The following is an 11,324-nucleotide window of genomic DNA, read 5'->3' as shown; positions in this document are numbered from 1 at the left end:
AAAAATCATCTACTTGGCAGAAAAGTGTTGTAAGATATTCCATGTTAAAGGGCTTTTGTGATGGTTTGTTTCGTCAAAACAGTAGATTATCACAATTGCTCTTTATTTTTTAGTGGGGTGCTTATCCCGAACTCAGGTTATCATTAAGGAGAAAATTATCAGCAAAATCCATGAGGAGCCATCAAAAGAGGGTAGCGTGATATCGGCGAACAGATTATCCGGCAGTAGGCTTTCCTCTTTGTAAAAGCGTTCGATGCTCAGATGATTGTCTGTGTTTGTCGCGATATCGGCTGCATGAAAATGTATCGTCTTAAAAAATATTCTGTAAACAATATAGCTGATGCCAAACCAGCAAAATACCCCAAAATTCGTGTTGCGAACCAGTTTCGGGTGTTTATACCAAAAATAGCAGGCGGAAGCATTGTGATAAAAATCCTTATCATATTGCTCATCGGAAACAGGGGCATGGGATGGTGTCGTCATAAAATTTCTTTAATCCTTACAAATGCCTGATGCCGCTAAAAGCGCATACAATCATTTAACATCAATAGACAAGCTATGGTATCGCATCTTGCGGCGGCTGTCTTTCTCTCACGCTATAGCCGATGTGGCTTTTGCCATATCGGCATTATCACCGCTGTTCTTTTGCAGAAACCCTGCAATCTAAGACTTGATTACTACTGAAAAAAGCAAATTTTTTGGCAAAAACAAGTTGAGATAATAAGGATTTTCATTTTGTTTTTTGCTAGAATTTGCTTTTCTCATCATGACGACAAGCTAATGATTGCAAATAAACCTTATTCATCACAACAAGTTGCGCCGCATGCTTTTGCCGAGCGGCGTTCATTGCAGCCTATTTGGGGTGGGGTCCCTGTGGCGGCGGAAGAATGGCAAACTTTGTTTCGGCAGGAAATCGCCCGTCCTCTAGAGCAAGATGCTTTGGCATATATCCACATTCCTTTTTGTGCCAATCATTGCGTATTTTGCGGCTTTTACCGCAATCCTTGGCATGATGAGCAAAGCGCGATATATGTCGATAAGGTCATTGGGGAGCTGGCGCAAGAAGCGCAAATGCGTTCGGACAGCGGCAAAATTCGTGCAGTGTATTTTGGCGGCGGCACGCCCACCGCTTTGCATACTGCGGATTTAGTACGCTTAATTGAGGCTTGTCGGCGTTATTTGCCCTTGGCGGAGGATTGTGAATTTACACTTGAAGGGCGGATTCGTCATTTTGATTTAGATAAAGCACGGGCATGTATTGCGGCGGGCGTGAATCGAATTTCGATTGGCGTGCAAACCTTTAATACGGAAATTCGGCGCAAACTGGGGCGCAAATTCAGCGGCGACGAAGCTTATCAATATTTAGAACAATTGGCGCGTGAAAAAGTGGTCTTGGTAGCGGATTTAATGTTTGGTTTGCCGCGTCAAGATGATGCCGTTTGGGCGCAGGATATTGCACGCGCCTGCGCCCTGCCTTTAGCGGGACTGGACACTTATGCTTTTAATTTATTCCCGCAATTGCCGATTAACCGCATGATTGAAAATGATAAGTTTCCGGCGCCGCCCTCTTTGGCGGAGCAAAGCTGCCATTATGCCTATGCGGTAGAAACCCTAATGGAAAACGGCTGGCTGCAAGTCAGCAACAGCCATTTTGCCCGCCCTGATGGTGGGGAACGTAATTTATATAACACGCTGGTGAAATCTAATATGCCTTGTTTGGCATTCGGCTCTGGGGCGGGGGGAAATATTGGGGCGTATAGCTATATGGTGCAGGCTGATTTGCAACAATATCTTGATACGCCTTCAGGCGAGAAAAACATTCTCTTTATGAGCCGCCAGGGCGAACATAAAGCCCTGCTTGCTCAAGTGCAGCATGATATCGAGCTTGGGCAAATTGACAGCACATTATTCAAACAGCATCCTCATGCTTTGCGGCAGATTCAAGCATGGGCAGAACAAAATTTACTCAACATTGACCAAAACGGGCTGGCGCATTTGCATACCAGCGGACGTTTTTGGTCGCCCACCATGACGCGCAAGCTCATGATGAGCCTCTCTTCTCCCTCTGAACAAGGAAATATGATGACTTTAAGCGATGAAAAACGTGCGCAATTGCGCGACAGTCTTGCCAAAAAACCGGGACAAATTTTGGAAATGCTCGCAAATGAATACCAGTGTTCCCTAGCCGATGTTTTAGAACTTTTGCCCGAAGGCATGGCGCGCAAAATCGGCAGCGAACATTTTGTTGCGATTATGGGCGCGATTGCCGAATGGGAGCATCCGATTACCTTTATTACCCATACACCGGATGTGATTATGGAAGTCAGCAGCCGCCTGCCTAAAGGGCGTATCGCACGCGGCTTTTATAATTTTGAAGAAGGCGAAGTGGGAGGCGTGCATGGGCATATTTACCATGAGCATTGCGCAGCAATCTATCTCTTGGAACGCCCCTTTATGGGAACAGCAACCATGTCGCTGAATTTTATCAACCATAAAGGCGGCGCGATGTTTAAAATTTTTGTGGGGCGCGATGAAAACGGCAAACTGCGTGAAGAGCAAATTGCCGCGATGCGCGAATTATTTAATCATTTGGAGGCGTAAATGAAGCTGATTTTTGGCGCAAACGGTCGTAGCGGTCGCGCATTATTTGAGCAAATCGGCAATCATGAAAGTATTGCCGTTGTTCGCCGCATGCCGGAAGACGATTTCTTCAGCAGCCGCGGCATTCGCACGGCAATTGCCGATGTTTTGGATGAAACAGCGGTTGCCGAGATGATTAAGGACAGCCAAGCTGAAATTGTTATCAGCCTTATCGGTGGGAAGAATGCGCAGGGAGAACGCTGCGATTTTATCGGCAATCAGCATATTATCAATGCCTTGACTGAACATTCGCCGCAGACATATTTTATCTTAATTACCAGCATGGGCTGCGGCGAGCAATCGGAACATATGTCGCCGATGGTGCAGGAAATGCTAGGCGAAGCGCTGGAAGCCAAAACACAGGCGGAAAATCTACTGAAAAACAGCGGATTGAATTATTGCATTCTGCGCCCTTGCGGATTGAACAGCCACAAAGATAATCCCTTCCGACTGCACGAACGCTTAGAAGACGTGCCGCCCGGCTATATGAGTCGCGCGGGACTTGCCGCCGCGATTGCGCAGGTCATGGCGGATAAACCCGAGAGGAAAATTTATACTCTAAGTTCTTATTAGGCCGTTTAAGAGAACAATAAGCCTGATTATTGTTATTCATATAAAAACGGCAGCCGAAGCTGCCGTTTTTTGCGCTTATTGCTTAATGCTTATTGCTTAATAGCGGGTAACGAGGGCAATCGGTTCTTTTTGATTGCTTTCGTCAGCAGGTAAGAAAACCACTTCGCCGCCGTTATGGCTGACTAATTCAATGATTTCTCCCACCGCATCGTCAGTAACCCCGGCTTTGGTCGCATCTTCTTCCACTTTAAGACTGAGTTCTTTTTCATCAATCGTGGCAGGTACGCGATAACCTTGGCGGACGATAAGGCTTAAGGCATTGCCTTCGAAAGCCGTGCGGTAGATGGCTTGCAAATCCGTGCGCAGAAGATTTTCATTGCGCGCTTTCTCTAAAGCGGCTTTAGCTTCTTCATAGCGCTTGCCTTGCTGCTTTTGAACAAGCTCTTGCACACCGTCAATGAAGCTTTGCGGATGTCCGTCTTCCAAATTCGGCAAATGGCTGAGTTTGCCGATAATGATGCTCGGATTGTCGCATACTTGCTCATAAGCGCCTAAGTTTTGCGTCTCGCCCACCAGAATGACCGGCAGCGGCGATTGATTGTAGAATTGTTGCAGGCTCTTATCGACGCGGTTAAAGAATTCTTTCAGATATTTGTCATCATCCGCCGAGCCGGTGCGGTCTGCTTTGCTGCCGGTAGGCAGACTGGTGTTGTTAATCGGGAAAGTCAGTTCGTCCATTTGCTGTTGACGAAGGCTTTCGGCGGTAATTTCTTTGACCAGACGATTGTCCGCACCTTCGATGAGACGCGCTTTATCACGTGTAATCAATAAAATGTAGTAAGCGAAAGATTGAGAAAGGTGGCGCATAAAGCTGCGGGTAGCGAATTTTTCGCCGATATTGACGCGCGCATCAACGTCAAAAGGCAGACGGATGGCTTGCGCTTCTTCACTAGTTGCAAAAATAGCTAAAGAGTCAAGGTTGTAATTGTGATCCCAGTCCGCTAATTGCGCTTCGATGTTTTCCAGTACGGCTTGTGCGATGCGTTTGTCGTATTCTGCGGTGATGCGTTCTTCGGCAATTTTAAGTTGGTTTTTGATTGCGATGGCATCTTGTTGATTGTCGGGGAAGGTACGATGTGTGGGAACAAAAATACTCACTGCCAGTTGAGCAGTTACTTGGCGTAATTCTTTTAAGGTATTTTTAATAGCTAACATATCTATTCCTTTAGGTTGATTTCACTTGTCTGTTGACGGGGCTAATGTAGCAAGACTAGGGCGCTTTAAAAAGTTTTGATACGTTAATATTAAATTTAAAACACAAATGTTTATGGATAATGCTTGTTGATTTTTGATAAATGCAGTGAAAACAAACAGGATTTATGCCTCAAAAAGAGGCATAAATTGCTTGCGGGCTTCTTTTCTTACCAATGGGCAAGGTTTGAAGCAAGAATTAGGGCTTGCGGCTATAAATCAATACGGAATAAGGCGCGATTTGAATTGCCGCACAGGCATTGAATCCGTCTCTTGCCGCGTTTTCTGCATAGATATTGCCGCTAGACGTGTCGGCGAAATCATCGCTGTAAATGGCGGCATCGGAATTAAAGCACAGCGTCCATTCGCCGCTTTCCGGAAAGCCGATGAGGTAATCGTTATGCGCTTGGTGGCTGCAATTGGCGATAATCATCACATCGTCGCCTGCGCCGTATTGATCCCAACGTTGGAAGGCGATGATGTTATCGGCTTCGTTGAGATGGCTAATGGCAATATGTTGCCCGCACAGTCCGCGCGTGTTGCCGTATCGGTTCAGACGTAGGCGGATTAGGTCGCGGTACATGCGAACGATGCCGTGATAGTCTTCGCGCAGATCCCAATCCAGCGGTACGTCGTCGCGAAACCATTCGCCTTGCAGGAATTCTTGTCCCTGAAAAATCATCGGAATGCCGGGAGCGGTAAAGAGCAGGGCGGCGGCAAGGGTAGAACGTTTTTGCGCATACCAGCCTTGCGGATCCTCAGGGTGGATTTCCTGCGGCACACGCGCTTTGCCGTTGGCGACTTCATCATGCGATTCGCTGTAAATCACACGGCTGCAAGCGTCATTGCCGTAGCGGAAGCTCAGGGCGGCGGCGAGAGCGTGCATGGAGCGTTCTTGGTCTTGCGCGGCGGTGACGAAAGTCCGAATAGGATGGACGAATTGCGCGTCCCATTGCGAGTGGAAACCTGCACCGCCGGCAGCAGTATCGGCGGTGATGGCGGCATTGCTGTGCAGGTCTTCGGCAATTGTAATGCGGTCGGGGAAGGCTTGACGCACCGAAGCATTGATTTCTTGCAGCAGATGCCATCCTTCGGGAATCGCTTCGCCGCCGGCATCGGTGCTGTGGATATAGACCGTCATATCGTAGCGCAGTCCGTCAAGATGATAATCTTTTAGCCACATCATGACATTATCATGAATGAATCGGCGTACTTCTTCGCGCCCGTAATCGGGGCGCGTATCGCCCCAAGGAGTTTGCGAGCGGTGGTCGTTATAAAAATAGATACCGCCTTTGTCGTTTCCCTGCCAGCCGTCAAACTGCCACAAATCCAAATCGCTGGGGCCAAAATGGTTATAGACCACATCAAGAATGACGGCAATGCCGCGGCGATGCGCTTCTTTGACTAAGCGTTTCAAGCCGTCAGGGCCGCCGTAAGCACTTTCGACCGCAAAAAGATGCGCGGGATTGTAGCCCCAAGACAAATCGCCGGCGAATTCGGCAATCGGCATGAGTTGAATCGCATTGATTCCGAGTTTTTGCAGATAATCCAAGCGTTTTAAGACCATGTCGAAATTGCCGACTTCGTTTTCATCTTGTCTGTAAAAAGAGCCGACGTGCATTTCGTAGATGACGAGTTCATTATGCGCAGGCAGCGTGAAATGATCTCCTTCCCAATCAAAGGCGGCGGGATCGTAAATCACGCCGTTGCCCACCGAATTGGTCACCTGCCGCGCATAAGGGTCGATGCGCGAAAGCTTTTGTTCGCCGTTTGTGATGCAGTAGCGGTATTGCTGCCCAAGTGCGGCGCTTGCGACTTCGCCGTACCAATAGCCATTGCCTTCATGGATTAAAGGATTAGCACTTTCCGACCAATCGTTGAAATCGCCCGTCACGGCAAGCGCATCGGCATGCGGCGCCCATACGCGGAAAAAAATGCCGCCTGCAAAAGGTAGCGCGCCCATGCCGGATTGATGTGTGGTTTGTTCTGCCATGATTGCTCCTTTAAGCCTTGTTTTAACGGCGATAGCGCCGCATTTGAGAGTGTCGAAGAATTAAAAAGTATTTGCCTTGCCGTATGCCGACTATAGCACAGCGGCAATCGGGCGCATAAGATGAAGCGGATTTAAGCAGCGGCTGTTTGCAGATACCGCTGCTAAGCGAAAGGATTGATGGCGATCATTTGAGGAAAAGCGGCAATAACATCCGCCTCATCTTTCGCCAGATACAGCAATTTCAAATTCGGGCCGGCATCAGCCGTGAAATACAGCGGCAATCCCTGTGCACGCAGAGCATGAATACGCGCAATCTGACGGAAACTCTCCGCTTGCAGATAAATCAACGCAGGACGCGCCGCCATCATGCTGGCATGCATGGCAAGCGCATTCGATTCGGCGGTTTGCGCAAGCAAATGAAAATCCCGATTGGCAATTGCTTCTTCAATTATTTGCAAATCCGCCTCCGCACAGGCCGCCCAAGGCGCATACAGCGGACTGCTCGCTACCGTATGATTCATACCGTCGCGACTGGAAACGCTTTTTTCCGTCGTATCGATTTCCAATAAGCCGATACGCAAATCCTGCCAATCGCTAGTAATCGGCATGGCATAAGAATCGCTACCGTCCGCCGCTTCGCCCTTTTGCCATTTGACAAAACCATGCCAGAGAGAACGCGCGGCACTGCCGCTGCCAATCCGTGCAAAACTCGACAAAATGCGGCTGTCCAAATCCAATTGCCACAAATCCGCTAAAGCTAGAGTCAGCGCGGCAAAACCGGAGGCGCTGGAAGCTAAACCTGCGGCGGTAGGAATTGTATTATTACTCTCAATCAGCAAAGATGGTGTTTGCCCGCGGCGGAACAAACGGATAAATGCCTGCGCTTTGCGATAAAACGCACTGTCAGGGCTGATGTTTTTACCATTCAAAACCATCATATCCTGCGGCGCATTAATCGCAATGACCGTCGTATGCGTACCGAGCGCGCCTAAAGAGATCGATAAACTGCCGTTCATCGGCAAATTCAGCGCCGCATCGCGTTTGCCCCAATATTTAGACAAAGCGATATTCGCCGGCGCATAAGCCTGTCCGCTGCCTTTGGCTTGAAGACGCGGCGGTAAAAATCGATTGAAATACTCTTCTTTAGTCATAGATCTTGCGTAGAAATATTGAAAGAATGCAATTGCGCACGAATGGTTTCAAGATTATCGCGCTCGCCGCGTAAATGAAAACGGCAGGAAATCCCCATCTCTTGGCTGATAATATCCAGCTGATGCTGCTGCACCGCCTGCATCAAACGATGCACCTGCGCATACTCCGCCACCGCCACAAACTCCGCCTTCGGCACAATCGGGAGAAAATTCCCCTGCTTAAGCGCATCTTGCGCCGCCTGCTTATAAGCGCGGATTAAACCGGACACACCGAGCAAAGTACCGCCGAAATAGCGCACCACAATCAGACCGCAATCGGAAACCTCAAAAGACTGCAATTGATGATAAATCGGCAGCCCCGCCGTACCGCTGGGTTCGCCGTCATCATTAATGCGATACTGCTGCCCATTCTCGCCCAAACGCCAAGCATAGCAATGATGACGCGCTTTGGGATGCGCCTGACGCAAATCCGCCAAGCGTTTGCCAAACTCATCTTCCTGCCGGCAAGGAAAGGCGAAAGCTAAAAATTTGCTGCCCTTTTCCTGATACAGCCCTTCGCAGGCGGCTGAAAGCGTCAAAGCATAAGCCAATTTTTATCCTTTATTCTCTGTGTTTTCCTGCGAAATATGCTACATTAGCGGCGCACAAAGATACAAGGAGCGTGTATGAAAATTCGTGTTTTATTATTAACTTCAGTCTTATCTCTCAGCGCCATGGCGCAGCAAAGCCTATCAAACGATGTCCGCATCCAAGCGCGCCACAGCGAAGAACTACGCGTCTTGCCCGAAGGCAGTCCTGTCATGACGCCTAAAGCCTATGAGCAAAGAAGCCGTATTCCTGTCAAACAAATCAGCTTAAATGCGCAAGGCACGGCGCGTTTGGTCGGCTCCGTACGCGGACTGGGCATGGACACCTATCAATTCAGCGGCAATGCCGGCGACGTCATTCGCATCATTAGCGCCAAAGCCACTGCGATGGAATTTGCCATTTTCAGTCCTGAAATGGGCATGCGCTTCGGCAATTACCAAGTCTTGCCCTACACCGGCGTATATGAACTGCGTATTGTCAATAACCGCAAAGACTCCGCACGCAACCGCAAAGCGCGATATTACGACGTCACCTTTACCTTGCAACGCCCAAGCAAATAATCCGTTTCAAAACCGCCTCGATAGGCGGTTTTTTTACAATACGCCCTATACAGGTTTTTATCATAAGCGGAATATCCGAAACATCAGAAAATATAGTCGATTAAAATAAAAATGAGACAAGGCGAGCCGACGCCGTATCATTGCAATTTTAATCGACTATAGAATCAAACAATTGCTTTGAACTGCGCCTATAAAATAGTAAAAGAATTTTGCCCCTAGCGCCGAGTGGCACCTCGATAAAAATACGATAGCGCAGCAGGGAAATGCCGCCGAGCAATATTGGCATTATGCGGACTCCGTAAAGATGCTTAAGGCGGCTTCTAAGCTAAATCTCACGCATTTGGAAACTAATAACACAAGATAACGGCAATACCATTGCATGTAGCAAAATAATCGAAGAATTGAAAAAGTATTACGGCGTTAGCTCGCCTTGTCTCATTTTGACGTTAAGTCACTATACCAAGCCGAATATCGCTAAACACATAGCTATTTTTCTATTTTTTATAGCATTATCGTTTTTCATTATGCTAGAATCCGAGCATCTGTAAATTATTACTTAATTTACATAAAAATTTAACTTTAGCGATAATCGAAGAGGTGGAAAAGTAACGCGATGTAAGCAGTACGGTGATTAGGGTAAGTCAGCAAACACCGTGATGTTTTTCAATTCTAGGGTTCTAGGAGGATGAGCGATAACAAAACGAGTAAATAGTAACAACGCAGCAAAATTTTCTTCTCGTTACTGATTAATTTCGTAAAACAGAATATATAGTATCTTAACGTCAAAATGGAATTTAGAGATGCATATTTTGTCAGGAGAAATACTTGGAATAATCTCATTTTGAGATTAAAAGACTGGAGATTAGATTATGATTACAATAACAAGATAATGGAACAAATACAAAACAAATAAATTTGGAGTCAATATGTTTAAATTTTTATTATCCTATATTACGCTTGAGGATTGTTCAAAAGATGATTTAAAATCGACACTTATTATTTGGGCAATGATATTTCTGGTTTCAATTTATGGTGAAATTGTATATAAACCATTAGAGGAATATCGTGAATATATAGGAAAAACAATAGTATTCAAAGGTCCTTTTGACATTTCTTATTCAAAAGGTGGTGGAAGAATACCTTCAGAATTCATCATTCATAGCAATATTATGCCTGCAAGGTTTTCATCGAGTTGTATTGGAGTGGAGCTATATGACTTTTGTAGTAAAAAAAGGAGAGTTTCATATAAATTTAATGAGGAATACGAACTGAATTATTATGTAAGAAATATTGAAAAATCTAGATTTGTTGGGTTAATAATTAGCGTTAAAAAGAATGGTAATTATATTTTTCAAAATAAACATTTAAGCCGATTTCTTCTTCCAAAAAAAATGTGGGACTTTTTCTATATTTTTTGGTATCCAATTATTTTTTGGTATATTTTTATTTCTTATAGTAGAATTAAGTCAATCTCAAAAAAGGAGAATAAATTATGACTGTTTTAGCTGTTTTCTTTGATTTAATGGGGAATAGTGCATCTAGTTTAAACAATTGGGTAGGTAGTACAGTAACATATGAAAAAGGTGAAAAAACTTATATTGCTGCTGTACAGGGAATTGCATCAGGATCTGATATGTTGAATGCAATGTCGTCAGGAATAGATGGTTATGATTCATCAATTAAAAATCGTCTAGGAAAAGTTAGCAATATTGCAAATACAGGTGTTATTCTTTTAAAAATTTATGAAGGAGAAAGTTTAACATGGGGAGATGCAGCAACCTTAGGTATTACTGCAATATCTCTTATAGGAAAGTTTACTCCGTTAGGAATGCTTGGTACGGCATTAAATTTTGGCTTAAATGCTTTTGCTCTCTATGATAATTTAAGTGATTTTGCAAAACTCAACCGCACAGGCAAATATCAAGTTTACGATCCTCTAACCTTAGACCTAGACGGTGATGGTATAGAAACGACCGCTATCGAGGGACTGAACAGCACATTATTCGACCATAACAAAGACGGTATCCGCACAGCTACCGGCTGGGTCAGTGCTGATGACGGTTTATTGGTCTTAGACCGCAATGGCGACGGCGTGATTAATCACGGCGGCGAACTCTTTGGCGACAATACCCTGCTAAAAGACGGCTCGCTTGCCGCTAACGGCTTTGCTGCTTTAGCGGAATTTGATGAGAATGGCGATGGCAAAATTGATGCCCAAGATGCGGTGTTTGAACAGCTAAAAGTTTGGCGCGATCTAAACCAAGATGAAGTGAGCCAAGCGGAAGAACTTTTCACGCTTGAGCAATTAGGCATTCAATCGCTAGATTTGAATCATCAAGCAGTCAATCAAAGACAGGGCAATGGCAATAGCGTAGCGCGTTTAGGCAGCTATACCACCACAGACGGCAGCACACACAAAATGGGCGATTTGCTGTTTGATAATAACGCCATGATTAGCCGCTTTAGCGATGAAGTGGAACTCAGTGCCGCTTAAAAATAAACGAACAATAAAAGCGGTATTGGGGAGGAGATTTACCGTAAATATATGAAGCTTTTTGCTTCAAACAC

Annotated in this window: 10 protein-coding genes; 5 read left to right on the top strand and 5 right to left on the bottom strand. The window is 45.9% G+C overall.

What is annotated here, in order from left to right:
- Positions 1-132: 132 nt before the first annotated feature.
- The gene (locus ACJHVI_RS06055; RefSeq protein ID WP_483183778.1) at positions 133-483 is read right to left on the bottom strand and encodes a hypothetical protein; all 351 of its coding nucleotides are present in this window, start codon (positions 481-483) and stop codon (positions 133-135) included.
- A gap of 297 nt (positions 484-780) precedes the next feature.
- On the opposite strand from ACJHVI_RS06055, the gene hutW reads away from it, so the two are divergent.
- A complete protein-coding gene (gene hutW / locus ACJHVI_RS06050) occupies positions 781-2,601 on the top strand; it encodes a heme anaerobic degradation radical SAM methyltransferase ChuW/HutW (RefSeq protein WP_483183777.1) in 1,821 nt (606 codons plus the stop codon).
- Positions 2,602-3,213: an NAD(P)-dependent oxidoreductase gene (locus tag ACJHVI_RS06045; RefSeq protein WP_483183775.1), complete on the top strand. Its 612-nt coding sequence runs from the start codon at positions 2,602-2,604 to the stop codon at positions 3,211-3,213.
- Between the two features lie 96 nt (positions 3,214-3,309).
- Here ACJHVI_RS06045 and ACJHVI_RS06040 read toward each other — a convergent pair whose 3' ends face one another.
- The 4 genes from ACJHVI_RS06040 to ACJHVI_RS06025 all read right to left on the bottom strand — a co-directional run bounded on the left by ACJHVI_RS06040 (position 3,310) and on the right by ACJHVI_RS06025 (position 8,198).
- The gene (locus ACJHVI_RS06040; RefSeq protein WP_483183773.1) at positions 3,310-4,428 is read right to left on the bottom strand and encodes an AOC03_06830 family ribosome hibernation factor; all 1,119 of its coding nucleotides are present in this window, start codon (positions 4,426-4,428) and stop codon (positions 3,310-3,312) included.
- Between the two features lie 235 nt (positions 4,429-4,663).
- Complete coding sequence (locus ACJHVI_RS06035) at positions 4,664-6,457, bottom strand: alpha-amylase family glycosyl hydrolase (protein ID WP_483183772.1); 1,794 nt, start codon at positions 6,455-6,457, stop codon at positions 4,664-4,666.
- 161 nt (positions 6,458-6,618) lie between these two features.
- Complete coding sequence (mvaD, locus tag ACJHVI_RS06030; RefSeq protein WP_483183771.1) at positions 6,619-7,608, bottom strand: diphosphomevalonate decarboxylase; 990 nt, start codon at positions 7,606-7,608, stop codon at positions 6,619-6,621.
- Positions 7,605-8,198 carry an IMPACT family protein gene (locus ACJHVI_RS06025; RefSeq protein WP_483183769.1) on the bottom strand — a complete coding sequence of 198 codons (594 nt, stop codon included), beginning with the start codon at positions 8,196-8,198 and terminating at the stop codon, positions 7,605-7,607. Before ACJHVI_RS06025 ends, mvaD begins: the two co-directional genes overlap by 4 nt.
- A 75-nt stretch (positions 8,199-8,273) precedes the next feature.
- Between ACJHVI_RS06025 and ACJHVI_RS06020 the strand changes: the two genes are divergently transcribed.
- From ACJHVI_RS06020 to ACJHVI_RS06010, 3 genes are all read left to right on the top strand, one after another.
- The gene (locus tag ACJHVI_RS06020; RefSeq protein ID WP_483183768.1) at positions 8,274-8,756 is read left to right on the top strand and encodes a hypothetical protein; all 483 of its coding nucleotides are present in this window, start codon (positions 8,274-8,276) and stop codon (positions 8,754-8,756) included.
- A 926-nt stretch (positions 8,757-9,682) separates the two neighbouring features.
- Entirely contained in the window at positions 9,683-10,252 is a 570-nt protein-coding gene (locus ACJHVI_RS06015) for a hypothetical protein (protein WP_483183767.1), read from the top strand.
- Positions 10,249-11,250, top strand: a complete 1,002-nt coding sequence (locus tag ACJHVI_RS06010; protein WP_483183766.1) for a calcium-binding protein — start codon at positions 10,249-10,251, stop codon at positions 11,248-11,250. Before ACJHVI_RS06015 ends, ACJHVI_RS06010 begins: the two co-directional genes overlap by 4 nt.
- Positions 11,251-11,324: the final 74 nt, after the last annotated feature.

It is taken from the genome of Suttonella sp., from assembly GCF_056855035.1.
This window is presented reverse-complemented; position numbering and strand designations above follow the sequence as displayed.